At 32.6% G+C, this 26320-nt stretch carries 23 protein-coding genes and 7 tRNA genes; 12 read left to right on the top strand and 18 right to left on the bottom strand.

Going from position 1 to position 26320, the window contains the following annotated elements:
* The first annotated feature begins 24 nt into the window (after window positions 1-24).
* The gene (locus ACJMLB_RS02580) at window positions 25-1200 is read left to right on the top strand and encodes an argininosuccinate synthase (protein ID WP_292786614.1); all 1176 of its coding nucleotides are present in this window, start codon (window positions 25-27) and stop codon (window positions 1198-1200) included.
* A 441-nt stretch (window positions 1201-1641) separates the two neighbouring features.
* Here the strand turns inward: ACJMLB_RS02580 and sfsA are convergent, their stop codons facing one another.
* Together sfsA and ACJMLB_RS02570 are read right to left on the bottom strand one after the other, a co-directional pair.
* Window positions 1642-2349, bottom strand: a complete 708-nt coding sequence (gene sfsA / locus ACJMLB_RS02575; RefSeq protein ID WP_405323396.1) for a DNA/RNA nuclease SfsA — start codon at window positions 2347-2349, stop codon at window positions 1642-1644.
* Between the two features lie 89 nt (window positions 2350-2438).
* Window positions 2439-4010, bottom strand: a complete 1572-nt coding sequence (locus ACJMLB_RS02570; protein WP_405323394.1) for an NAD(P)H-hydrate dehydratase — start codon at window positions 4008-4010, stop codon at window positions 2439-2441.
* 224 nt (window positions 4011-4234) lie between these two features.
* Here ACJMLB_RS02570 and ACJMLB_RS02565 point away from each other — a divergent pair, with 224 nt between their 5' ends.
* Window positions 4235-5365, top strand: a complete 1131-nt coding sequence (locus ACJMLB_RS02565) for an NAD-binding protein (RefSeq protein ID WP_405323391.1) — start codon at window positions 4235-4237, stop codon at window positions 5363-5365.
* A gap of 30 nt (window positions 5366-5395) precedes the next feature.
* Here ACJMLB_RS02565 and ACJMLB_RS02560 read toward each other — a convergent pair whose 3' ends face one another.
* The gene (locus ACJMLB_RS02560; protein WP_405323388.1) at window positions 5396-5968 is read right to left on the bottom strand and encodes a transglutaminase family protein; all 573 of its coding nucleotides are present in this window, start codon (window positions 5966-5968) and stop codon (window positions 5396-5398) included.
* 183 nt (window positions 5969-6151) lie between these two features.
* The gene (gene fhcD / locus ACJMLB_RS02555; protein WP_405323386.1) at window positions 6152-7045 is read right to left on the bottom strand and encodes a formylmethanofuran--tetrahydromethanopterin N-formyltransferase; all 894 of its coding nucleotides are present in this window, start codon (window positions 7043-7045) and stop codon (window positions 6152-6154) included.
* A 244-nt stretch (window positions 7046-7289) separates the two neighbouring features.
* Between fhcD and ACJMLB_RS02550 the strand changes: the two genes are divergently transcribed.
* Complete coding sequence (locus ACJMLB_RS02550) at window positions 7290-7679, top strand: hypothetical protein (RefSeq protein ID WP_296855660.1); 390 nt, start codon at window positions 7290-7292, stop codon at window positions 7677-7679.
* 77 nt (window positions 7680-7756) lie between these two features.
* Here ACJMLB_RS02550 and ACJMLB_RS02545 read toward each other — a convergent pair whose 3' ends face one another.
* Window positions 7757-8974: a UPF0104 family protein gene (locus ACJMLB_RS02545; protein WP_296869406.1), complete on the bottom strand. Its 1218-nt coding sequence runs from the start codon at window positions 8972-8974 to the stop codon at window positions 7757-7759.
* 259 nt (window positions 8975-9233) lie between these two features.
* Here ACJMLB_RS02545 and ACJMLB_RS02540 point away from each other — a divergent pair, with 259 nt between their 5' ends.
* Both ACJMLB_RS02540 and ACJMLB_RS02535 read left to right on the top strand, forming a co-directional pair.
* Window positions 9234-10712: a TrkH family potassium uptake protein gene (locus ACJMLB_RS02540; protein ID WP_405323382.1), complete on the top strand. Its 1479-nt coding sequence runs from the start codon at window positions 9234-9236 to the stop codon at window positions 10710-10712.
* A gap of 247 nt (window positions 10713-10959) precedes the next feature.
* Window positions 10960-11634, top strand: coding sequence for a TrkA family potassium uptake protein (locus ACJMLB_RS02535; RefSeq protein WP_296855656.1), 675 nt, complete (start codon window positions 10960-10962; stop codon window positions 11632-11634).
* 94 nt (window positions 11635-11728) lie between these two features.
* Here ACJMLB_RS02535 and ACJMLB_RS02530 read toward each other — a convergent pair whose 3' ends face one another.
* The 9 genes from ACJMLB_RS02530 to ACJMLB_RS02490 all read right to left on the bottom strand — a co-directional run bounded on the left by ACJMLB_RS02530 (window position 11729) and on the right by ACJMLB_RS02490 (window position 14238).
* Window positions 11729-12376 carry an MBL fold metallo-hydrolase gene (locus ACJMLB_RS02530; RefSeq protein ID WP_394349910.1) on the bottom strand — a complete coding sequence of 216 codons (648 nt, stop codon included), beginning with the start codon at window positions 12374-12376 and terminating at the stop codon, window positions 11729-11731.
* A 247-nt stretch (window positions 12377-12623) separates the two neighbouring features.
* Window positions 12624-12779, bottom strand: a tRNA-Trp gene (locus ACJMLB_RS02525).
* Window positions 12780-12817: 38 nt separating this feature from the next.
* Window positions 12818-12889, bottom strand: a tRNA-Cys gene (locus tag ACJMLB_RS02520).
* 144 nt (window positions 12890-13033) lie between these two features.
* Complete coding sequence (gene hjc, locus ACJMLB_RS02515) at window positions 13034-13441, bottom strand: Holliday junction resolvase Hjc (protein ID WP_296869410.1); 408 nt, start codon at window positions 13439-13441, stop codon at window positions 13034-13036.
* A gap of 282 nt (window positions 13442-13723) precedes the next feature.
* Window positions 13724-13799, bottom strand: a tRNA-His gene (locus ACJMLB_RS02510).
* 46 nt (window positions 13800-13845) lie between these two features.
* A tRNA-Leu gene (locus ACJMLB_RS02505) sits at window positions 13846-13928 on the bottom strand.
* A 48-nt stretch (window positions 13929-13976) separates the two neighbouring features.
* Window positions 13977-14051, bottom strand: a tRNA-Glu gene (locus tag ACJMLB_RS02500).
* Window positions 14052-14086: 35 nt separating this feature from the next.
* Window positions 14087-14160: transfer RNA gene (locus tag ACJMLB_RS02495), tRNA-Ile, on the bottom strand.
* Window positions 14161-14165: 5 nt separating this feature from the next.
* Window positions 14166-14238 (bottom strand) — tRNA-Asn (locus ACJMLB_RS02490).
* 244 nt (window positions 14239-14482) lie between these two features.
* Here ACJMLB_RS02490 and ACJMLB_RS02485 point away from each other — a divergent pair.
* From ACJMLB_RS02485 to ACJMLB_RS02465, 5 genes are all read left to right on the top strand, one after another.
* The gene (locus ACJMLB_RS02485; protein WP_405323378.1) at window positions 14483-15478 is read left to right on the top strand and encodes a radical SAM protein; all 996 of its coding nucleotides are present in this window, start codon (window positions 14483-14485) and stop codon (window positions 15476-15478) included.
* A 257-nt stretch (window positions 15479-15735) separates the two neighbouring features.
* Window positions 15736-17091 (top strand): Asp-tRNA(Asn)/Glu-tRNA(Gln) amidotransferase subunit GatB, encoded by a 1356-nt coding sequence (gatB, locus tag ACJMLB_RS02480; RefSeq protein WP_296855652.1) that lies wholly within the window; start codon window positions 15736-15738, stop codon window positions 17089-17091.
* A gap of 59 nt (window positions 17092-17150) precedes the next feature.
* Window positions 17151-17957, top strand: a complete 807-nt coding sequence (locus tag ACJMLB_RS02475) for a CBS domain-containing ParB/RepB/Spo0J family partition protein (protein WP_405323375.1) — start codon at window positions 17151-17153, stop codon at window positions 17955-17957.
* Window positions 17958-17979: 22 nt separating this feature from the next.
* On the top strand, window positions 17980-18270 hold the full coding sequence (hisE, locus tag ACJMLB_RS02470) for a phosphoribosyl-ATP diphosphatase (protein ID WP_405323373.1): 291 nt from the start codon (window positions 17980-17982) through the stop codon (window positions 18268-18270).
* A 175-nt stretch (window positions 18271-18445) separates the two neighbouring features.
* Entirely contained in the window at window positions 18446-19177 is a 732-nt protein-coding gene (locus tag ACJMLB_RS02465) for an Eco47II family restriction endonuclease (RefSeq protein ID WP_405323371.1), read from the top strand.
* Here the strand turns inward: ACJMLB_RS02465 and ACJMLB_RS02460 are convergent.
* From ACJMLB_RS02460 to larB, 3 genes are all read right to left on the bottom strand, one after another.
* Window positions 19174-20172, bottom strand: coding sequence for a DNA cytosine methyltransferase (locus ACJMLB_RS02460; protein ID WP_405323369.1), 999 nt, complete (start codon window positions 20170-20172; stop codon window positions 19174-19176). The two genes, ACJMLB_RS02465 and ACJMLB_RS02460, sit on opposite strands and share 4 nt — an antisense overlap.
* 127 nt (window positions 20173-20299) lie before the next feature.
* Window positions 20300-20932 (bottom strand): GNAT family N-acetyltransferase, encoded by a 633-nt coding sequence (locus ACJMLB_RS02455; protein ID WP_405323367.1) that lies wholly within the window; start codon window positions 20930-20932, stop codon window positions 20300-20302.
* Window positions 20933-21041: 109 nt separating this feature from the next.
* Window positions 21042-21872, bottom strand: a complete 831-nt coding sequence (larB, locus tag ACJMLB_RS02450) for a nickel pincer cofactor biosynthesis protein LarB (RefSeq protein WP_405323365.1) — start codon at window positions 21870-21872, stop codon at window positions 21042-21044.
* Between the two features lie 190 nt (window positions 21873-22062).
* Between larB and hypF the strand changes: the two genes are divergently transcribed.
* On the top strand, window positions 22063-24462 hold the full coding sequence (gene hypF / locus ACJMLB_RS02445) for a carbamoyltransferase HypF (RefSeq protein WP_405323363.1): 2400 nt from the start codon (window positions 22063-22065) through the stop codon (window positions 24460-24462).
* A gap of 221 nt (window positions 24463-24683) precedes the next feature.
* On the opposite strand, the gene ACJMLB_RS02440 is transcribed toward hypF, so the two are convergent.
* A complete protein-coding gene (locus tag ACJMLB_RS02440) occupies window positions 24684-25193 on the bottom strand; it encodes an ArsR/SmtB family transcription factor (RefSeq protein WP_405323360.1) in 510 nt (169 codons plus the stop codon).
* 603 nt (window positions 25194-25796) lie between these two features.
* Here ACJMLB_RS02440 and ACJMLB_RS02435 point away from each other — a divergent pair.
* Window positions 25797-26320: nucleotide exchange factor GrpE (locus tag ACJMLB_RS02435; RefSeq protein WP_405323358.1), on the top strand; the 524-nt coding region annotated here is incomplete at its 3' end.

Here is a 26320-nt window from a genome sequence, read left to right as displayed (position 1 = left end):
TTTACTAAATGAAAAAGTGATAATATGGAAAAAGTCGTTCTTGCATTCAGTGGAGGATTAGACACTACTGTATGTGTTAAATTATTGGAAGAAGAATATAATTATGAAGTAGTTACTGCATGTGTTGATGTTGGACAACCTGCAGAAGAATTGCAAAAATCACAAAATTCCGCAGACAAAATCAATACAGGCAAACACTATATCATTGATGCAAAAGATGAATTTGCAAATGAATACATTGCAAGAGGAATCAAGGCAAATGCAGAATATGAAGGTTACCCATTAAGCACTGCACTTGCAAGACCTTTAATTGCAATGAAAATCATTGAAATTGCAGAAAAAGAAGGTGCGACTGCAATTGCACATGGATGTACCGGTAAAGGAAATGACCAATTCAGATTTGAAGCTATCATCAGATCCATGTCTGACTTTAAAATCATTGCTCCAATCAGAGAAATGAATTTGACCCGAACTGAAGAAGTTGCTTATGCAAAAGAGCATGGGTTAAACTTATCCTATGATAAAATCTACAGTATTGATGAAAACCTTTGGGGAAGAGCTATTGAAGGGGATGTTCTTGAAGACCCTGCAAATGAGCCGCCTGAAGAAATCTATGAATGGACCAAATCTGCAGAAGACGCTAAAGACACTCCTACCAAAGTAAGCATTGAATTCGAGGAAGGAGTTCCAGTAGCTATCAATGGAGAAATGATGGGACTTGTAGACTTAATCAACAAGGCAAATGAAATTGCTGGTGAAAACGGTGTAGGTAGAGTTGACATCATCGAAAACAGAATGATTGGTCTTAAAAGTAGAGAAACCTATGAAGTTCCAGGTGCTAAATTATTGATTGCTGCTCACAAGGCATTAGAACAATTAGTTTTAACTGTAGATGAATTGAGATTTGCAGATTACATGAGCACATTATATGCTGATTTAGTTTACGAAGCATTATGGCAAGAGCCTTTAAGAGAAGACCTCGACCAAGCTTTCGACCATATGCAAAGAAGAGTTAGCGGAGAAGTCGTAATGAAATTATTCAAAGGTTCCATTCAGCCATTAAGCAGAAAATCACCTTTCAGCTTACACAGCATTGAACAAATCACCTTTGAAGATAAGGAAACAGACCAAAGAGAAATCGAGGGTATGATTAAGTACCACGGTCTTCAAGCTGCTAACTATCAAAAATTAAATAGATAATTTATTTATCTATTTTTCTTCTTTTTTTTCTATTTTAATTATTTTGTTTTTAATCCAATTCAAGCCCTATTTTTTAAAGTAAACTTTTAACTATTTTAAAAAAATTAAAAAATCTCCTATTTTTTTAATGATAAGGATTATAATAAATAGTAGATTGTTTAAAAAATATGATGAAAAATAAAAAAAGAATTAAATATTTAATTTATTTTTTTAAATTATAATAAAAAATATATTTTTAAGCAAAAACTATATAAATATGAAAAAATAAATAATAATCCGAGAATAATATGTACTCAATTACATATCACCCCCTTTACATATGTTTTTTTTAAAAATTAAACCTTTGCATATTATTCTCGCTTTTCTTTAAACTATTTTTCATTATTTTTAAATTTTAAGCAAAATTAGCGATTTTTATATCATAAGTTTATCAAATTAAGTTTATTTTTCTAAATTAAATTTTAGTGAATTTCCGACTAATTCTATTTTTTCTAAGGTGTTTTCTGTTTTGTAGACGAGAATTTCAACACCTTCATTGTATGCATTATTCAAAGTTTGAGAGAATTTTGGATCATTTTCCCAATTAGGCCTGAAGCTGTTTCCATTTGGATGCTCGATTAAGAAAAATACAACTGACCGGATTCCTTCTTTTTCAAGTGAAATAAGCTCTTCCAAATGTTTTCTGCCTCTTTCAGTAGGGGCATCCGGAAACTGTGCAATTCCATCCTTGATTAATGTAACTGATTTTACTTCAACATATGTTTCATCAATGGGATTATCGTTTTCATCCAAATTAGCCAAATAAATGTCAATTCTGGAATTGCCTATAGTCTTTTCAGATTCGACAATATCGTATCCTGACAATTCCTTGATTTTTCCATTCAATATGGCATCAATGACAATCTTGCTTGCTTCCTGAGAATACATGGCAACAAGCGCACCGTTGTTTTCAATCAAATAGAGAGAATACTTTGTTTTCCTGTTTGGATTATCGCTTGGCTTAAGATAAACAGTCACACCATCAATCAATAGCTCCTTGCATCTGCCTGTATTCGGCAAGTGGGCCCAGACTATCTCTCCATCAATTTCCACTTCAGCAATGAATCTATTCGCTCTGTTTCTAAAAATAGCTTTTACTAAATCACTCAATTTAATCACTTGATAAAAAAATAAAAATAAAAATAAAAGGAATACTCGAATATTCCTAATCATTCAATTGAAAAAAATATTCAATTTATTTATTCAATTAAACCATTCATAACAGCACCTAAATACTGTGTCAAATCCTGTGCTCCAAAACCATATCCTTGAGCTTCATAAGCCAAATCTCCAGCTTTTCCATTAAGATATGGAGCAAGTAGCGCTGCATCAAAACTGCTTAATCCTTGAGAGAGTAGGCTTAAGCAAATTCCTGCCAATGCGTCTCCAGTTCCGCCAACAGTCATTCCAGGATTGCCGGTTCTATTGATTTTCAATCTATTTCCATTGAAGATGAAATCATATTTCCCCTTTAGGATAACGGAACCCTCAATATTTCTTGTAATCTTATGAATAGCATCAATCTTGTCGTTGACTTTTCTAAAGTCCAAATTCTCCTTATCATCCAATTGAGAAAATTTCTCCAAGTTATTCAAATCCTCTTTTGAAACATTTTTAAAGAATGACTTAAATTCAGATAAATGAGGAGTTATTATCAAATCCTCTTTTTTAGAAACAATGCTTAAATCCACTAATTTCAATGCATCTGCATCTAATACCAATGGCTTGTCAATCTTCATAGCCAATACATTGAATAGCTTGCGTGTCTCTTCCATTTGACTTGAACCAGGACCTAATAGAACTGCATCAACTTTAGAGGCAAGTTCCAAAATATCATCCAAATCTTCAAGTGACAAGTAATCCCCTTTTGCCTCTTTTACAATAAAATCTTCAGATAGTGACTTTATGGCAAGAGCAGCATTTTGAGGGGTGTAAATGTAAGTTAAATCTGCACCTGTTGCAATAGCTGCCTTAGCTGAAATAGCAGGTGCGCCATAATAATCTTTGCTTCCTCCAACAATCAAGACCTTACCGTTATTGCCTTTATGGGAGTCTTTTGACCTATTCTTTAACCTGAGTAAATCTCCACCTTCAACGAACAATTCAGCTTCAATTGGAATTCCAATATCACAGGTGATTACTCCACCTGTCTTTTCCTCACCTGCCAATTTGACACCAGTCTTGATCTTATGAAAACTTACAGTATAATCAGCTTCAACAGCAATGTCTGATATTTCTCCAGTCAATGGATCCAAACCTGAAGGAACATCTATAGCTACTTTCAATCCGTTAATTTCATTAATCAATTCTACGGTTTTTCTTACCTTTGTTCTGAGTTTTCCTTTGATTCCAGTTCCAAGAAGACAATCCAGCACAATATATTCACTATTTGAGTCAAAACCAAGATTGTCCAAATCACTGGAATCCCTAATGAAATCAACAGACAATCGTGAAAGCCTTGGTTCCATGTTCATGAGAATCTCAAGATTGGCCAATGCATCATCAGACTTAATCTCTTCCAGAGCATTCAAGCAGTAGACTTCGACTTCAAAGCCCCTATTCAACAAATGCCTTGCAGCTACAAAACCATCTCCACCGTTTCCTCCAGAGCCTGTAAATATTATAATCTTAACAGGTTTTGAAAACTTGAAAGTTGAAAGGGTAGCTACCTCATCAGATATTGATTTACCTGCATTTTCCATCAAGCACAAACGAGAAAGCCCTAAATACTCACAATTATAGTCTGTTGTCATCATGTCAATTGGATCCATTGTTTCACCTTTTAATCATTTAAAAAAATTCCTATAAAAATTAGAACTATTTAAAAAAATTACATAAATATTATATTATATAATCAAACTAATAATTAAATATAAGGACAATAACTGAAAAATTAAAGAAAATTAAAAAAAGTCTGTGCTATAATTCAGCACATAAAATTTAAAATAAAGAACTTTTTAAAAAAATTAAAACTGGAATCCAATGAGGGTTAATAATGAAGGGCATAAAAATCATATACAATTATTCTAGAAGAGACAGAACAGGGATTTATGCAGTGCTCATTATTGTTATTATATTATTATATGGAATTTTAGGATCCATGTACATTATGGAATTGAACATATACGATTCAATATATTACACTATAATAACCCTTGCTACAGTGGGATATGGAGATATTATCCCAATAACTCCATTGCAAAAGATCTTTTCTGTCACATTAGCACTATCAGGAGTAGGGATTCTAGCTTATATCGTTACATTTATCATTAGTTCGGTTACACAAAACCTTCAAGATATGAGGAGTGGAAGAATTATGGAAAGGAAATTAGCAGACATGCAAAATCACTATATTTTATGTGGATTTGGACGAGTAGGTACTGCAGTTTATGAAGAATTAATGAAAAGAAACCAAAAAGTACTCATTATTGAAAAAAATGAGGAAAAATTAGAGGATATTGAAGAGAATGAAAATGTAATCTTGCTTAATGGAAATGCTACTGAAGACAAGACACTTAAAAAACTTAATATAGACAAATCATTAGGTGTGATAGTTGCAACTGGAAGTGATGTTGATAATCTATTTATCGTCCTTACAACAAGGGAATTGTATAATGACGCATGGATCGTTTCAAGGGCAAGTAAAAAGGAAAGCATTAAAAGATTAAAGCATGCCGGTGCAAATAAGGTTATCTCCCCTGAATCAAGTGGAGGAACTGACATCTACTTTGCTGCTGTACAACCTAATCTAGTTCATATCACTGAAAGGCATGGAGTCGATTTCATTGGAAAGGAATTGGACATCCTTAGAAAATATAACTGTCATCTTGAAAATATTGAATACCATTTCCATGGAATCAAGACCCCTGTTTCAAGAACCATTGGCGTTTTAGATGAAAGTGAAGAGGATGCATTCATTGAAAAAATAAATTCAAATAAAAATGTTCGAGAATCCTTGGAAACACTTTACAGCACAGTAAATGAAGTTCATTCCCATTGGGTATCTGGCCCTGATCAATTCTTTTTAAATATGGCTATTAAAGAACTTGAAAATGAAGGAATCATTTTGGGAGTTAACTTAAGCTTTAATGAAATAAATGAGTTTACTAAACAATTTAAAGAGTAAACTCTAACTCTTTTTTATAATCTCAACTAATTAAAACTCAAAATCTATTTTCATTTCCATTAGATTCCCAGTTTCTTCAAGTTTATTAACGAGTCTTTCATCCAAATCAGGATTGTTGTCGTTATAATCAATTTCTCCAAATTCGCTTCTAGGTGAGAAAGCCAAGCAATCCTTTTCTAAACTAAACTCATCACCATCATTTCCGACATTTCCACGAGCATCAAGCCTAATCCACTTATTTGAATCTTCAATATAAACCGTATTCAATGCATGAACAATATGGCCTAAACTATCATCCTCAGCTATTGTAAGGAGTTGGTAGCTGATTCCTGATGGAATTCCATTTGCTCTAAGAAGTGCTGCAAGAAGACATGATTTTGTCCAACATATCCCTGTCTTATTTATTAATGCCTCACTGGCTGTCCTTGAAACTATATTTGTTTGTATATCCCATGAGTGGGGAATTTCATCTCTTACAAAAACATAAGCCCTTTTAATATAATCTGCATCATCCCATGATTGATCTTTTAATTTTTGAACCTTTTCTTGAATATGTGGATTCATATAATCAATGCTTTTTGTCTCTTGCAAATATTCCTTCATTCAGACCATTCCTTACCTAATAAATTGTAATGCAATTTCAAAAAATTCGTTAAAAAATGATAAAATAAATATAATAAAAAAAGAAAAAAAGTTGAGATAATAAAATTATCTCAAAGTATCAATACTATAACTACTTTTTAATAATTAATGTATCGATTAATTAAATTTTAATGAATTACAGAATTATTCAAATAATTCGTGTAATTTCATGATGTAAGAACCTAATTTACCATCGAAGTTACCTGCACTGATTTCAAGTACACCGTCAACAGTACAAGCTGCCATAATACCTGCTTTCATAGCTGCTTTTACAGATTCTTCATCTACACCATCAATAACGATTTCAAATACACCGTCTGCATCTGGTCTGATGTCAGAGTCTACTTGGTCTTTTAAGGTTACACACATTTTTTCGTTAGTGGATGCGTTTAAGAATTTGGAATATTTGTTGGATCCTACTTTGGAACCGGAAGCAACCATACCACCAGGGAATGGGGTAATAGTACCAGGTACGTGGGAAATTGCTTTTACAGCTAATTGAGCTGCTTTTACTCCGGCCATTACATCTTTAGCTAAAATGAAGAAGTTTCCTCCAGCTACACCATCTTTGTAACCGAATTCGGATTCTACTAAGAAGTCACCAGACATGATAGGAATGGAGTGTACTTTTCTGCCGTCAATGCAGCATTCTTTTTCGTAACCGTCACCGAAGAATTTGAGTTTGTTACCGGTTTTTAATGTTTCTTCAGATTCGAGTAAGTTGAATGCAGCTGCAGTAGGAGCGGTTAATACACACATACCGATTCTTTCCATTAATTCGTGATCAAGTGCTTTTTTACCACCTTGACAGATCATGATTGCGTAACCAGGTCTTCCGTCAGGAGTACATTCAGCTGGTACAAAACAGTCAATACCTGCTTCAGCAGGACATCCGATTACAGAAGTTCCGTAACCAGTTGCTTCAGTTGCTGCGATTTTTGCAAGTCTTGGAGTTGCTGCAGTTACTAAGATTCTAGTTACTTTAATTCCGAAACCTTCTGCGTAAGTATCTTTAATTTCTACACCGTTAATTTCCATTTTTTCACCATTTAAATATTTAAATATTGAATTAGAATAAATTAAAATCTCGAGATTAATTTAAAAAAATTAAGTTATCTAATTTATACTAATAATTAAATATATATTAATTCATTAAAATAAAGTTTCCTATTTGATTGCAAACATTTCTTAAATAAAAAGTAAACTTTATTTAAAATATTTTCTAATATAGTAATTGATTATAATTTAATTATAATGTTAAAACTAAAATTAAGGTGTCTAAATGGAAAAACAAAGCTATTATTTTTTAATTCTACTGGTTGCATTTGCAATATGCGCTGGTGTCTTTTGGTTCCAGTTCAACAATGATGTGGCTACATTCATGATAGTGAATGCTACTGAAATTGAAGAAGGGGGATCATTTAAGGGAGCATTGATTGATTCCTATGGTCAAGCAGTAGCAAATAAAACAATTACATATCATAAGCCAGGATATCAAATGGGAACATTGGTGGCCGCACAAACGGATGAAAACGGTGAATTCTTTATTGAAAATGCCGAATATCTGCAGGATGCACCTAATGAGAACTGGTATGGTGATTTTACATATGCAGGTGATGGAAAATATCAAGGATGCACTTATGAGAATAATGTTACTGTAATCCCTAATTAAACTTTTAAAAAATAGTAAAATTATTAAAAAATAGAGCTAATATTTAGCTCTAAAAACTTTTTTTATTAAATTGATTTTTAGTTTTGAACTTTTTCTTCTAAAACTTCTTTTTCTTTATCGTCCAAAACTTCAAGAACAGCTTCTTCCTCTGATTCTTCACCTTCCAAGACTTCAAGATGAGCTTTATCTTCATTAGAATCAGCATCATCAATTATCTCATTTTCCTCAGATGATTCTTCAATGGATTTCGTATCTTTTTCATCATCCTTATTCGATCCAGCAAGTGCAAATGCCTTATCTAAAACACTTGTTCCAAACATTGTAAGGAATATCAATCCTACAAATGTTGTCATCCAAAATGAAATCAGTCTTTCAACAACAGTTGCCGCTGCACTTATGGAAGCGGTAATACCTGCGGTTGCATAGAAGAGAATCATTATACCATCTACTGCACCGAGACCACCAGGAAGAAGTGGTATCATACCTACAAATGATGCTAAAATAAAGACTTCACCAATGATGATTGGACTGACATTGGCACCAAACGCTAAAAAGACTACATAAACCCTCAATATTTCAAAAATCCAAATGACAAAGGATAATGGGAGAGCATGATATAAGATGGTTCTATCTCTAAGCAATGCATTCATTCTAGCTTGGAAGACTTTAACTGCCTCAATAATTCTTTGCTCAGTACCTTCATTGAATTTCTTATATAATCTGCGAACGATTTTAATGATCCATGAAGTGAGCTTTACTCCAAAAGCCTCATTGATGCAAACATAAATCAATAGAATAACCGCTGCAGTGATTAGAGTGACACAAATCACTAAAAAAGCAATCAATTTAATATCCAATGAAAAAGTTAAGATTATTCCTATAATTGTTAAGATAGCGAGTATGACAAATGGAAATGTGTCTAAAGCCCTATCTGCAATAACAGTAGCAAAAGTGTCTTCAAATTTAAAATGCCCCTCTTTTGCCAAAAGATAAGCCCTTACAGGTTCTCCACCACCACGACCGCTTGGAGTGATGTTGTTTACCGCCAAACTAACTAAAACCATAGGGAGTGATTTTTTTATTCCCAAATCCATATTAGCTGTCTTGTTGATGATATTCCATCTCCATGTGTATAAAAAATAAGTAAAGATCTGTATAACAATAGCTAATAAGACAAGCCATAAATTAGATAGTTTAAGTGCTTCAATGACCTCATCTATACCAATGAAGTACAGCATAACAGCCATTATCACCAAACCAAATAATAAGAATATAAGGACTTTCTTGTTTTTCATTTTATCAGCTACTGTTTTCTAATAAGTGAGATGATTTTAAAAAAAATCATGTTATTCAATGAAAAAAATTATCTCAATAATAAAATATTTAATAAATCTTTTATTTAAAATTATATATTTAACTTAGTATAGTTTGAATATATAAAAACTAACAAAACAAAAATAAGCCCCAAAACATATCTTAACCTAGCATAGTTTGAATATATAAAAACTAACCTATAATAATATTTAAATATACAAAAGTATAATCAATATTTGTATGAAAAGGAAATATATTTCTAAAGCTGATTTATTGGTAGTGCTCCATTATTTAGGATACATAATGCAAGGATTAGGTATCGTTTTATTAGCCCCTATTCTAGTTGCATTAATCTACGGAGAGTACATTAAAGTTAGCGCTTTTTTCATTCCTTGTTTTATTTCATTCCTTTTAGGAACTGCTTTTACTAAAAAATTCAAGAATTACAACAAGCTTAGACTGAAACATGGAATGCTGATATCTTCCTTTGCATGGCTATGGGCTTCAATGATTGGAGCTTCAATCATGACCCTTTCATTAGATATCCCCTTTGTCGATGCGCTTTTTGAAAACATGTCTGCATGGACAGGTAGTGGAATGACTTTTTTTGTAAACGTTGAAATTTTACCTAAATCCATCTTATTCTTGAGAAGTTTGGAACAATGGATAGGCGGATTGGGAATTGTAATCATATTTATCGGAATTCTAATCAGAGCAGGTACTGCTGCATCAAGATTATACAAATCAGAGGCAAGAGAGGAAAAGATCAAGCCGAACATTGCAAATACCTTAAGAAAAGCTTTGGAAATTTACTTGATTTACACCGCTGCAGGAATAATCCTCTTTATTTTGGCAGGACTTCCAATATTCGATGCAATAAATCTTACATTTACCAGCATTTCCACTGGAGGAATGTCAATTAAAAACGCAAATGTAGGATTCTATCAAAACAGCTTGGTTTACATAATCACTATGGCTTTAATGATTTTAGGCGCAACAAGCTTCTCCATCCACTATAAGATTGTCAAGACTAAAGGAAAATCTGTCTTAAAGGATGTGCAATTCCAATTGCTTATTTGCTTGATTCTTATTGCAAGCGCATTCATTTTAGTTACAAATAAAATGGTGCCTATCGAGGAATTGTTCACCATTGTTTCTGCAATCACAACTACCGGTGCAAATGTAGTTCCTCCTTATGAACTTGCAAGATGGAGCAGCGCTTCACTTATTGTTTTAATGGTTTTAATGCTTATTGGTGGTTCTTCTGGATCTACTGGAGGTGGTTTAAAGCTTATTAGGGTAATTACCGTACTTAAAGGAATGAACTTAACTATCACCAACCTTGTTTCACCAGAAGGGAGAGTAGTCAATACAAGAATTGGAGGAAAGAAAATCAATGAAAGGGAGATAAAAGAGGCATCTGCATATATAGTGATATTCCTAATGTTCTTGGTATGTGGGTGGATAATAATGACTCTCTATGGATATGATCCATTTACAGCATTATTTGACGTTATTTCCATTCAAAGCAATAACGGATTGAGTACTGGAATTGTATTTGGTGGATTGCCAATGCCAGTGAAACTGACCTTGATTTTCTTAATGTGGATTGGCAGATTAGAAATCATTCCTGTCTTAGTGGTCTTTAGAACCATCAGCGGATTAATAAATCCAAAGAGAAGAATTAAGAACATAAAGAAAAATGGTCCAATTGAATAAAAAATACCATTTTTCACTTTAAAAGCGCCTTAAAAGCACCTGAAAACACTTATTTTATTATTGTTTTAATAAATAAAAACTAACATTACGAAAGATTTATAAATATAAATTAAGATATTAAAACAATATGTTAATTTTCATAAAAAATATTGAAAATTACAACATAATTAATGATTATAAATATTAGTGATTTTTAAAAAAATTATAGTAATTTTTATTCATTGAAAAAAGTTTTTAGGTGTTTGTTATGTATATTGTGATTATGGGCGGAGGTCGTGTAGGGCTTTCCCTTGCAGACCGTTTAATCATTCATGGTTATGATGTAACAATTATTGAAAGCAATGATGACTTATGTGATCATGCTTCAGAGGAATTGGATGCAATGGTCATTTGTGGTAATGGAACCGATACAAAAACATTGGAAGAAGCGAATATTGAAGAGGCAGATGTTTTTGTAGCAACTACCGGTAATGATGAATCAAACTTATTATCCTGTATTCTTGTCAAGGAATACACTGATGGAAAAATCATTGCAAGAGTAAGTAACCCTGACCACGAAGAGGCATTTAAGAAAGTTGGAATTGATAAGGTAATCAGTCCTGAAAGAACTGCAGCAGGATTCCTCGAGAAAGTTATTACTAGACCAAATGTAGCTGACTTAATGGCATTTGGTGCAGGTAATGCAGAGATTTTAGATATGACAATTAAAAATCCAAAGGTATTTGGAAAGAAAGTTTCTGAATTCTCTCCTACCAAGGATTACATTATCATTTCTAAGAATAATGACAATCACGAATTGGAAATTCCTCAACCGGATGACATATTAAGCAACGGAGATAAGATTTCAATTCTTGTAAAAAGGAATGCCTTTGAAAAAGCTGAAAAGAAATTTATGGGCGCTGGAGGATTATTCGGATTTTAAATCCCCAATCCCACTATTTTTTTATGAATGAAGTATTCATTCGTAAATATTAAAACTAATTATTTTTTCAATAAAAAAAGGAATAAAATAATTATTATCTTATTCCCATCATCATACAAGACATTTCGATATGCTGATTGCCGTTTTTTACCCAAGGGCCATGACCTGGAAGCAAATATTCAACATCCAACTCCTTTAAACGCATTAATGACTCCCTCATGTCATTAGGGTCTCCACCAATATCCATACGACCTACTCCACCATTTGAAAAAATGGTATCTCCACTAATAAGAATCTCACCATCATATAATGATATTCCACCTTTGGTATGCCCAGGAGTGTTTATAACTTCAAAATTAGCTATTTTATCTCCTTCTTCAAGTTCAATATCCACATCATGCCTTCTGACAATTGAACCGAATAATGAGGAAACGGTCAATTCACTTTCAGGATCTCTGAGTGCAATGGCATCAATCTTATGAATAGCTATTTTAGCATTTGGGAAGAAGTCATTTCCACCAACATGATCATAGTGGCAATGAGTGTTTACAATCAAGTCTATATCATCAGGTTCAATGCCTATCTCTTTGATTTTTGAAAATAAGTTTGAATTGCTCTGTCCAGTTCCAGCATCCACTAAAATGTAATTATATTCAGAATCTGAATCAGTGTTATCTATCAAATATGAATTGGAATCAGCCATTACTCCTTCAATACAATAAACATTATTGATTTTTTCCATAATATCACTTAAAAAATTAATTTAAAATCTATTAAATATTCTTTAAGAAATAGTAAATAAACTTACCTAAAATACACTGAAAAATAAGAAAAAGAATAAAAAATAATGAAAAAATTACCTAAAATAGACTATAAAATATCTTAAAACTGAAAAAATCTAAGTAAAAATAGTTTATAAAAATAGTTTATTAAAAATAGTAAAAAATTAAGTAAAAATAGTTTATAAAAATAGTAAAATTAAGTAAAAATGGGGTCACAGGGATTTGAACCCCGATCCTAGGATTTCTCTTGCCTCAGTACTCCAATTGGTCATCACATAACCAATGTATACTGATCATCAGACTACGCGTATTTCTTCAAAGACAACTGGAGTCCCAGATGATGCCAGGTTACACCATAACCCCATACTTAATAGATTAACATATGCAATATGTTAACCTAAAGCCAAGAGAGAGATTTGAACTCCCGTGTAATTGGTCTGCAGCCAACCGCTTCGCCTCTAAGCTATCTTGGCATAAATAATAATACAGTATTATAAAGTATGTTTTAATAATATATAAACTTATTGATGAAATAAAAAAATAAAATAAGAATTTTTGAAATAATGAAAATAGAAAAATGAAAAAGAGAAAAATGAGAATAGAATGTTTAATGAATATTAAAATTTGACTTGCTTGTCAAAGCCACAGATTTCATCAATCTCATATGCCTTTTCCAAACAGTAGTTCTTTTCTACCTTATAATTACCATTTCTAGTTTTCTCAATTAAATCAGGAGATAAGAAAAACCATTTTGTATATTTAAATTTAACACCAAGGTATGGATCTGCACCAAAAGTCTCTGAAAACTCAATTAAAGCATCAATTTGAGGATGATCAACATATATCTTATCTTTAGTAGTTGTCTTCACTTCAATAGCTAAGTAAATTTTACCATTTCCTGCTATAACATCAGGCAATGGCTTTTTAGTAGCACCACCAGATGCTGGAGCTCTCATAGCTGCAAAATCCCTATCCCATAATTTATGAACTAAATCTCTTTCCTCAGCTGAACCTTTTTTAGCCATATTAAAACCCACTTAAAAATGTAACCTAAATTAATTATAATCTAATTAAAATGTAATCTAATTAAGATCTAATCTAATTAAAATATTATCTAATTAAAATGAAATCTAATTAAAATGTAACCTAATTATATTTAGTTTATTTCTTTAGATATAAATAAAAGCAGTTAGAGCATTTGAAAAGTAATATACGAAATAAATTGGAACAAATAAACTTTTTAACAAGTAAAATAATCAATGAAAAAGTAGTTTAAAAAGAGTTAAAATAATAAAAAAGTTTAAAAATGGGGCCGGGGCCGAGATTTGAACCCGAGTCACAGGATCCACAGTCCCGTAGGATGACCGCCTACCCTACCCCGGCAAACGAATACCATAATAGGAATAAAAACTAAAAAAATTAAAGAATATGCGGGAGCAGGGATTCGAACCCTGGTAGACCTGCGTCAACAGGTCCTAAGCCTGTCTCCTTTGGCCGCTCGGACACCCCCGCTACAAAGAGAGGGAAGGAGATTCCCAAATATCTTTCAAATATAAAAAATGCTCCGACCGGGATTCGAACCCGAGTCTTCGGCTCGAAAGGCCGAAATGATTGGCCGGACTACACCATCGGAGCAAAAAATACGAATGCAATAAAACTAGATTATACAATGGGCCCAATGGGATTCGAACCCATGACATCCCGGTTATGAGCCGAGCGCTCTACCTGGCTAAGCTATGGGCCCATAAGCGCCGTCGACAGGGCTCGAACCTGTGACCAATCGGTTAACAGCCGAACGCTCTACCTACTGAGCTACGACGGCAAAACAACCCATGCTTGCAAATCATAGTTTTAAAAATACATACTGAATAATACAGTAATATTATGTTGATTAACATAGTATATAAATGTTTCTATAAAAATAATCTAGAAAAATATTATATTCCCTACCATATTCATTATTTACAAATTTTAATATATAAATTTAATATATAAGAATAAATATAAATATTAAAGACAAGAAGGACAAACAAGAAATACAAAAGCAAAAAAGAAAAGGCGAAACCATGAATGATATAAACAGCATTGAAACACTTGAATTGATCACCAAAGCAAACAATCTTAGCTTAAAAAAGGGATATGATGAGATAAGCTTAGAAAGAGCTGTTTTTTTATCATGGTGGTGTGATAAGGGAGACTGCAAATTCTGTTATATGAGCACTCAAAAAAACAAAATCAAGGATCCGACTAAAGCAAAACGCAGAGTGAACAATATATTGGCAGAAGCGGAAATGTGCAGCAGACTTGGTTGGAATATAGAATTCCTATCTGGAGGATATAAATCATTCACTACCTCAGAAATCAAGTCAATAGCTGAAAACATACATTCAATAACTGGCGACGGAGTTTGGTTAAACACCGGAATCACCTCTGAATTGGAGGAATATGGATCTGAGATAAAAGGAATCACAGGGGCTGTTGAAGCTGCAAATCCAGAGTTTCAGAAGACTGTCTGCCCAAGCAAGCCATTGGATCAAATCAGTGATATGTTGGATAAGGCAGGCGATTTAGGATTCAAAAAAGCAATTACAATAATTTTAGGCCTTGGAGAAAGCTTTGAAGATATAGAATACCTTAAGGACTACATCAGAGAACATAAAATAGATAGAGTGATCTTTTATTCCTTAAATCCTCATCCAGAAACTGAGTATGTAAACAGTTCCCAACCGGCATCATTATACTACGCTAAAGTAGTCTCTACAATAAGACTTGAATTTCCGGATTTGGAAATCATCTGTGGAACATGGACTGACAACTTAGCGAATATAGGAATCCTTATCTTAAGTGGAGCTAATGGAATCACTAAGTTCCCACTCTTTAAAATGTTTGGAACCAAATATGGTAAAAGAGTTGAAGAAGAAGTTAAATGGACTGGAAGAACTCTCAAGGGAACATTTACAGATAAAAGCAAATTAGGTCCTGAAAAAAGTGAAATCAACCCAGAATTGGATCAATACATAAAAAGATACATTAAGGATTCCTTGAAAAATAAATTTAAATAATAAACAAATTATATAATTCTTATTTTTAATACTTTTAAAATCTAATTTTTATTATAATATTTTATATAAAGAAAATCTTTATAAATATAATAGTACATAAATTAACATAATATGAATTTATAGTTAATTAACATAACTTTTAAATAACTTTTATTAAGTTAACTGCTTATTTCTATTAACTACTTATTCTTATTTAATTAAAAAAACAATTAACATAATATTTAAAAATCCTTGGAGGGATTAATATAGACGTAAATATGATGTGTGGACTTGAGATTCACGTACAACTTGAAACTGATTCAAAGTTATTCTGTAACTGTCCAACAAACTATCAAGAAGCACCAGCAAACACAAACGTTTGCCCAGTATGTTTAAACCAACCAGGTGCTAAACCATTTCCAACCAATGAAAAAGCTATTGAAAACGCTTTAATGATTTCATTGATGCTTAACTGTAAAATTGATAAAAACTTTACTTATTTCATGAGAAAACACTATGACTACCCTGATTTGCCTTGCGGATATCAGAAAACTTCCGTTCCAATAGGTTACGAAGGGGAATTGAATGGTGTAAGAATCAGAGAAATTCACATGGAAGAGGACCCTGGACAATACAAACCGGATAGAGGTATTGTAGACTTCAACCGTTCTGGAATTCCACTTATCGAGATCGTAACTGAACCTGATATGCACTCTCCAGAAGAAGCTCGTAACTTCTTAAAAGAACTTATCAGAGTATTGGAATACAGTGGAGGGGCTCGTGGAGAAGGTACCATGAGAGCAGATGTAAACGTTTCCATAAATGGTGGAAACAGAGTGGAAATGAAAAACATCAACTCCATTAAAGGTGCATACAAAGCTTTGAACTTTGAAGTGATCAGACAGAAAAACCTCTTAAAAAGAGGTCGTGAAGTCAAACAGGAAACCAGAGCTTTCTTAGAATCACAAATGATTACCGTTTCAATGAGAGATAAGGAAAATGCAGATGACTACAGATTCATCCCAGATCCTGATTTGCCACCAATGAAAATCAGTGACGACCAAATCAACAAGGTTCTTGATGTGATGCCTGAAGCACCACACAACAAAGTGAAAAGATTCGTTAGTGAATATGGAATCGATGAGGAATCTGCAAAAGTGCTTACCTCAGAACTTGATTTGGCTCAATGCTACGAAGAAGTGGCTAAAGAAGTTGACCCTAAATTCGCAGCTAAATGGATGAGAGACGAACTTAAAAGGGTATTGACTTACAATAAACTTGACTTTGCAGAAAGTGGAATCTTGGCAGATGACTTGATTGAATTCTTGAATATGCTCTTAAATAAAGAAATCACCACCAAAGCAGGTCAAAGAATCATTGAACAAATGCCAAACAACAAGCAAACTCCAAAACAAATAGCTGAAGAGTTAGGATTGATTGGTGTAGTTAAAGATGATGAAGTTCAAGCTGCAGCTAAACAAGCGGTTGAAGAAAACCCTAAAGCTGTAGATGATTACCACAATGGTGAAAAAGGTGCATTGAACTTCTTGATGGGTCAAGTAATGAGATTAACCAAAGGAAAAGCTGACCCAAGAGAAACTGTAAACATCTTAAAAGAATTGCTTGAAGAATAAATATTCTTCAATTTTTTCTTTATATTATCAAAATTTAATTACAATATAGGAGGGTGAATATGGATACAGAAAAGGCAACAGTAAGAGACTATATGACAAAAGACGTATTTACAGTAAAATATGATACTCTCAATAATGATGTTATTAAATTAATGAAACAAACAAAGCACGACGGTTATCCTGTTGTTGATGAAAGCGGACAAATCGTTGGAATTATCACTGCATACGACTTGTTGCTAAAGGATTGGGTAACTGATCAAGTCAGTGGAATAATGTCCACAGATGTAATCGTTGCAAGAGAGGATATGCATATCAACGATGCATCAAGAGTTATGTTCAGACATGGTATTTCAAGACTTCCAGTTGTTGATAAGGAAAGACATGTAAAAGGAATCATGACCAACACAGATATTGTAAGGTCACATATTGAAAGATCAACTCCAACTAAAGTCAATGCATTTAAGGAAACCATGGAAAAGCTCTATGACATTAAAACCACTTTAACAAGAGAGCAAGTTCCTGTAGAGAAAATAAGACCTACACAGGATAGGGTTTATGCAGATGAATTGCAAGGAAGAACCTATGAACTTGAAAAAGGATTGGCAGAACCAACAATTGTAGTTAAAACTGGGGACAGATACATTTTAGTGGATGGACACCATAGAGCAGTGGCTTCTGTAAAATTAGGATTGGACAAAATCGATTCCTATGTTGTGGATTTCCATAAGGACATTAAATTGGGTATGGAAAAAACCGCTGAAAAACAAGGATTGGATTCATTTAATGACATAACAATCATTGATGATGACCAACATCCATTGATTGCAATAACTGAAACTATTAAAAATTCCCAACAAAAGCACTAAGTATAACTTAGGAAGTGAATTGATGGCAAATGACAAGATTTTAAGAGATGTTTACGAAGTATTGGAAAGTCGCAGAGATTCACCAATAGACTCTTACACTTCAAACATTATGAAAGACAGCGATAAGAAGGCAGAGGACAAGATCCTTGAAAAAATAGCTGAAGAATGTGGAGAAACTCTCATCGCTTCTAAAAATGATGAGAATTTGGTTTATGAATCTGTTGACTTGATATTTCATACATTGCTCCTTTTAGCATACAAAGGAGTGGAATTTGATGAAATTCTAGAAGAGTTTGAAAGAAGAAGAAAATAATTCTTTCAATAATCATCTTCTTTTTTTTATGAAAGAATAACTAGTTTGATTAATTACGAATAAATTTAATTTGATAAAAAATTGAAAAAGTTGAAAAACAGATTATTTGAAATAGAAAATGAAAATAATATGTATAAATAAAATAAAAATATTAAATATTTATTAGAGGGTTAATATGGCAAATAAATATGTAGATTTTATATCCGATGAAGATTTTTTAAAAGAAGTGAAAATTGTTATAGAAAAATATATGCTTGTTCCAGAATACGAAAGTAATGAAGAGATATTAAAACATTCTGAAAATACAACTGATGAATTCAAATTACTATATGATGTTTATATTAACAATTTAAATTTAAGTGAATGGAAAGAAGCTGAAATCATAAGACAAAGAGGAAAAAAGTCCGAAATGGCAATTGGCGAATTCCATCAACACATATTAGGGCATGTTGATGGTTGGATCGATTTACAACAAGGGCATAAAACAGGATTAGACTTGATGAATGAAGAAGGAACAATTTTCATAGAAATTAAAAATAAGGTAAATACTACAAATAGTGGTTCTGGAAAAACTGTTTTTAATAAATTAAAAAAAGTTATTGAAGAGAATCCAAATGCAGTAGCTTACTGGGGATATATTGTCAGTAAAAATTATAAAAATGAAGATAGATTATGGCAATATCATGAAAATACCGATGAAAGGATTAGGAGAATAGGTGGAAAAAAAGTTTATGAACTAGTTACAGGTGACCCAGAATCTCTTGAAAAAACTCATAAAGCTTTACCTATAGCTATTAAAGATATATTAGTTAAATATTATGGCTATGATGAAGAAAAATTACAATTATCCTCTGAAGATGAAGATTTATTAAATCGTTTTAGAGATTTTATTTTTAAAAAAGATTAAAATAATTTGGATTGAACCTCTTTTTTAGAGGTTTCACCATTTAATGCTTTTATAATCTGTTTTCCGACGGCTTCTGCTAATTTTACTGGAACTGCATTTCCAATTTGTTTATATTGGGATGAAACACTTCCAACAAATTCCCATTCATCAGGAAAAGATTGAATTCTTGCATACTCTCTTACTGTAAAAGGTCTTGTTTCATCAGGATGACATCTTTCAGTCTGTTTTTGAGCAGGGGAAGTGGTCAATGTTAAACATGGCTCATCCCATGAGATTCTTCTAGCCATACCTCTTCTACCCCCACCAGAATAATAACTTTTACCCATATAATCTTTAGCAACATCCTCAGGCAAATCTATCCAACAACCACCTGGTGGAACTAAATCTAAAACTTTTTTCTTATGATCAGGATAACTTGAACCTTCAGATTTAGGAACGTCTTTAAGAGCATCTCTTAATGTAGGAATTTGTTTTTGTGGTTTGGGATATTCAAAATAATATCCATCTTGAGTGCCAATTAAAAACATTCTTTTTCTTTTTTGAGCCACTCCATAATTAGTAGCATTTAACACTTTATATTGGATATTATATCCTAAATCTTCTAAAACGGAAATCATAGTTTTAAGTGTTCTGCCTTTATCGTGGTGTACTAATCCTTGAACATTTTCTGCAACACATATTTTTGGTTGTACTTCTTTTACACAACGAGCAAACTCGAAAAATAATGTTCCACGAGTATCATTAAATCCTAATTTTTTACCCGCATAACTGAATGCTTGACATGGAAAACCCCCACTTACAACATCCGCTTTAATATTCTTAAAATCTACAGTACTGATATCATCATGTATAACTTTCCAATTAGGCCTATTCCTATTTAAAGTTGAAACACAATCTTTATCAATTTCAACAAGCAATTTATGCTGAAAACCAGCTTTTTCTAACCCTAAAGCTAAACCTCCAGCCCCTGCGAATAACTCTATATCTGTATACATGATCCACCTAAATTTAAAATTTTATAAAAATAGTCCTATATTTATTTTAGATTTAAAACTATATAAAATCTATTAAAGAGCAAATGAAAATAAAAAAAATAAAAAATAGTTAAAAAAAGGATAATAATTACTTTAAAACCAATTCCATATTCCGCATCCCTCTTTTTTTACCAGGAACGCCAAATGATTTTCTGTTGAAGATCTTGAATCCTTTAGAACTGTATAACCTGAATGCACCATCATTCCTAAAGTCAGCATCCAAAACAACTCTTTTGCAATCCAAATCCCTTGCAAGTTGAATCAATTGGTCTAAAGCTTCAGTTCCATAGCCTTTTCCCCTTTGATTAGAGCAAATGGCCAATTCACAAATGTAAAAGTCATCATCCTCAACATCAACCAAAACGAAATTGTCCATGAAAGATACTTTGGAAAGACCTAATGCTTCAGAAAACTTAAGAGTTTTGAATTGATTTTTTATATCTCCAAAAAGAGAATGCTGCACTCCTTTTCCACCATTGAACATTCCAATAATTTCCTTTTCCTCTGTGTCTTCATCATCAAAGAAGACATAGAACAAATCATTTTCATCCGCTTCAGCATCTTTTGCAAAATCAATCAAAAGCAATCTGTTTTTAATGGCTTCCACACCTTCTTCCTTTGATTTGAAAACATGCTTGAATGTTCTATAATCAACATCATAAATCAGTTCAGCCACTTTATAAACATCATGAATTTCCGGATCGAAGTCTCTAAAAATCAATACAAACACCAATATACAAAATTAATATAATTAAAATATTAAAATAATCACTTGAATAATCAAAATTGATAATAAAAAATAATTTAAAAAAATATAAAATAAAAAATGTCTATTCCTTAGACATTCTTACCTTCTTAGCAATATTTTTAGCAATGGTCAAAGCGCAAACTCCTGCACCAAATCCATTGTCTATATTGACAACAGATAATCCTGGAGCACAGGACTGCAACATTGAATACAATGCTGCCTTTCCATCTGCACCAATTCCATAACCTACAGATGTTGGAACCGCAATGACTGGAACATCCACCAATCCTGCAACTACTGAAGGCAATGCTCCCTCCATTCCTGCACATACAATGAATGCACAGACATCCTCTTCAACCATATGTGCAATCTGTGGAAACAGCCTATGGATTCCTGCAACACCGATATCATAGGAACTGATGACTTCACATCCTCCCTGTTCGACGATGACTTTCGCTTCCTCAGCAATTGGAATGTCAGAGGTTCCTGCAGTCAAAAGCCCTACCTTGCCATATTCCGGATTGAAGTCTACTAAAGAATCCTTATAGATAATTAGAATTTTAGCTCTCTTATTGTAATCAAACTTAATTCCCTTTTCAAAAAGATAATCCAAATCCTTTTCCAATGATTCATATCTTTCCTTAGATAATCTTGTAATGATAATATTGTTTTTAAAATCAAATGAATCATTGCCAGATTCCTGCTTTTCAAAAAATCTTTTGATAATAGTCAAGAGATCATCATAATCCTTGCTATCTGCTAAAATAGCTTCTGGAAATCCGGTTCTATCCTTACGGGAAGTGTCAATTTGAGCCACATCATCTAATTGGCGAATGCTTTCAGCCTTTAAAAGAGTCTCACATTCTTCAATTGAAATTTTACCTTCAGCAAGACTTTTAAGAATTTCTTTCATTTTATCACAAACATTATAAAATTTATTGAAATAAATTTTTTAAATTTTATTAAATCTTAATCCTAATAGAAAATATTATATTAAAAAGATTTATAATTACTATAATATATAATTAATATATTGATTATAAATTATATTTTATTTGATTAGGATTATTTATTTTTTTATGATTTTATTTTAGAGGGTGACCATGAAAACAGAAAAGGTATTGGTAGAAGGGATTGTGCAAGGAGTAGGATTCAGACCCTTCGTATATAGGATAGCTACTGAATTGGAACTCTCAGGTTATGTCAGAAACTTGGGGAATGTAGTAGAGATTATTATCCAAGGTTCAGAGGACAAAATAGCTGATTTCATATTCAAACTCCAAAATGAACTTCCTCCAATAGCTAAAATAAACAATTTGGAAACTGAAGAGCTTGCAGATGATGAAAAATATGCTGATTTTACAATCAAGGAAAGTTCAGACAGTTTCTCAGGAACATCTGTCATTCCACCTGATTTGGCAATCTGCGATAAGTGTTTGGAAGAGATAAACGATCCAAGCAACAGAAGATACAATTACCCATTCAATGCATGTACAGATTGCGGCCCTCGTTTTACAGTTATTGAAAACGTTCCTTATGATAGGGACAAAACCACAATGGACGATTTCCCATTATGCGATGAATGTGAAGTGGAATATAAAAACCCATTGGACAGACGTTATCATGCAGAAGCAAGCTGTTGTGAAGTCTGTGGACCATCTTTGGAATTGTATAAGAATGACAATCAAACTCCAGTTAAGGTTGATTGTGAAGACCCATTGGAAGAAACCGCAAAACTACTCGATGAAGGAAAGATATTTGCAATCAAGGGAATTGGAGGAACACATTTAGTGGCAAATGTAATGCTTGAGGATACTGTAAGCCTTTTAAGGGAAAGGTTAGGGAGAGAAAATCAGGCATTTGCAGTGATGAGCCCAGACATTGAAACAGTTAAAGGATATGCAATTGTATCAGATGCTGAAGAGGAAACATTATTGTCAAAAGAAAGACCTATTGTAATCCTTAAGAAGAGTGAAAGCTATGATTTTGCACAGTCAGTTTCACCTGGATTGCATAACATTGGAGTGATGTTGCCATATGCTCCATTACATCATCTTTTATTCAATCATACTGAAACTCCAGCTTACATCATGACTTCAGCTAACGTTCCTGGAGAGCCAATGATGATTACAAATGAGGAAATACTCGAAAACCTCGATACAATAGCTGATTATTACCTTATTCACAACAGAAGAATATTGAATAGATGTGATGATTCTGTAGCAAGATTCAGAAACAATGAGCTTGCATTCATCAGACGTTCAAGAGGATACACACCGGAACCTTACGACTTGAAGGGAAAATACACAAATCTTAATCCTGATTTTGATAATCTCAATATTCTTGCACTTGGCCCTGAACTTGATGTTACATTTACAATCCTTAAGAATTCAAAGGCATATGTATCACAGCATATTGGAAATACAAACAAGTACAGAACCTATGAATTCCTGCAAGAAGCAATCAAGCATATGATGAGGATTACAAAAACAGACAGTTTTGATGCAATAGCTTGCGATTTGCATCCACAATTCTTCACTACAAGACTTGCAAAGGAATACGCTGAAAAATACGATTGCCCACTTATTCCAGTACAGCATCATCATGCTCATGGAATATCACTATTGAATGACCATCATAATAAAGACTGCACAAATGATGAAATGATCATAATAGCTGCTGATGGAGTAGGATATGGTGGAGACGGCAACTCTTGGGGAGGAGAAATACTATACACAAACATTAGAGAATATGAAAGAACAGCTTCCCTAATGCCTCAGAAGATGCCTGGCGGAGACTTATGTACCAAATATCCTGTGAGAATGATGGCCGCCATATTGTCTAATCCTAACAGTGACTACGAAAGTGAAAAGTACACTGAAGACTATGTAAAGGAACTATTGAACAATAACTACATAGACTCATTCCAGCATGGGGCAATTGAAATAAAAAGCCTGTTCAGGCAATTGGAAACCAATCTCAATGTTGGAATTAATACAAGTACTGGAAGAGTTCTTGACTCCGTTTCAACTGCACTTCACATATGTGACAAACGCAGCTACGAAGGAGAAGCTTCCATGAAATTGGAATCTTATGCATACAATTACAAGGAAGATGACACTCTCGAGGATTTCCCAATTATCATCAAGGAATACGAAGATGAAAACGGGAAAAGAATGATTCTTGACACTACAGCAATAATGAGATATGTTGTAGACAAGATTGAAGAGGGAGAAAACCTTAATAAGATAGCTGTCGCAGGGCAAAAGGCAGTAAGCATTGGACTTGCAAAGCTTGCTATAGAATCTGCTAGAGAAAAAGGAATCAAAACAATTGGTGCAACTGGTGGAGTGTTCTATAACGAGGCAATCACATCACATATCAAGGATGCAATAGAAAAAGAAGGATTTGAATTTATCCAACACATCAACTCATGTCCTGGAGACGGATCAGTATCCTTAGGACAAGCAATAGTTGCTGGAGTAAATTTAAAGAATCTTTGAAAATAAGCTGATTGAAAATAAGATAAAATAAAATATAAACTAATATTTTATTTATAATTCTATTTTTTACTATTTATTCTTTTTTATAAAAAGAGTAAAAAAGAGTGAAATGAGAAAGACAATAAAAATATAATAAACATTATATTATTAAAATATCTTTATAAAAATTATTATAATATGATATTATAATACTTATTTTTTATCAATATTTTTAAAATAATCTAATATCTATTATAAGTTCTTTCTAAAATGTATTCTGCTCTTTCCTTTAAGTTGTCATATAAACGTATTTGGGCTTTCAATTCCTCAATAGCTTCTGTATGACCTTGATCTATTCTCTTTTCAATATCCAATAACTTAGACCATTCATCACCAGAAGGCAATTGTTTGATATCATTATGAGGATTTAATAAATCTTCAGAAAAAGATACATTGAATGAGTTTTTAGTAATTGTAATATGCACATTCACATCATTTGGCATATCATAATACTTACGAGGACGACCTCTAACCACTTTTTTTGTTGAAGATGTTAAAATACCGACATCTTCCATAGCCCTTAAATGCTCAATGATAGCTTTCTGACCTATTTGGAGCTCTTGAGATATTTCACTAACAAATCTTGGCTCTTCCCTTAAGAGATCCATGATATCACGTCTAGTCTTACATCCCATAACATCAAGAATCGCTTCCATATCAACATCGTCATGCTGATTTTGGTTATATTCCATATTTTGACCTCCATCATTTTAAAAAAGTAATATAATATTATATTTATTGATATTTCTATACAGATTCAGATTAATATTTTCATATTAATCTCTCTATACTAAAATATGGGCATAAGTATTATATTAACTTTTTGTTACTAAAAACCGAAATCTTTATATAACATTTTGTTACTATAATAAGTATAGAGAAAGATAACATTTTGTTACTTTAATATAAATTGACAAAATAAAATCTAAATCCAATGGTTATTTATTAAAAATAGAGCTTAAACAAATCAAAAAATCAAAGTTCACTTGATAAATAGCTTAAACTCAAAAAGTTATTATAAGAAACCTATAAAATTCTAATAAATAATAACAAACTGGATAAACACAAATCAAAGAACATTTCAAAATCCTCTTAAAAAAATCACACTATAAACAAAGATTTAATTAGATTTAAGTCCACACCCTAAATCTAAAAATCATAAAACACTTTTCTATTAACCCATATGATAGAAAAACAAATCTAAATTCTTTGATTAAAGTCAAAATATTAAAGGAGCTTATCGCTCTCTTTCTCTTATTATAATACTTTATGATAAATTCATTAAAGGTGAATAAATGGCTAAGAAAAATAAAACTAAATCTGAAGAAGAAATTGATGAGGAAGATCAATCCAAACTTCAGGAAAAAGAAGAAAGCCCTTCTGAATCTAAAGAAGAGTCTTCACAAGAGGATGAAGGTGAAGACAGCGAATTAGATAAATTAACCAAAGACCTTGAGAGGAAAGATGAAGAAATCATAGAGCTTAAATCCCATATTCAAAGACTTCAAGCAGACTTTGATAACTTTAGAAAACAAGGGGAAAAACAAAAGCAAGACCTAATAAGATATGCAAATGAAGGTCTTATTGTAAAATTCTTGGATATCTATGAGGATATGGAAAGAGCTCTTGAAAACTCAAACAATGAAGAGGAACTTAGAGAAGGTTTGGAATTAATTTATTCTAAAATGAAAAATACTTTAGAAAAGGAAGGTGTAGAAGAGATTCCTGCAGTGGGAGAAAAGTTCGACCCATTCAAGCATGAAGCTTTGCTTACTGTAGACAGTCCCGATCATGAAAACAACGAAATCGTTGATGAACT

Origin of the sequence: Methanobrevibacter sp. (assembly GCF_045114555.1) — an archaeon.
Lineage (GTDB): Archaea > Methanobacteriota > Methanobacteria > Methanobacteriales > Methanobacteriaceae > Methanobrevibacter.
Note: the sequence above shows the minus strand (reverse complement) of the source record. Positions and strands in the feature narration are given on the sequence as shown.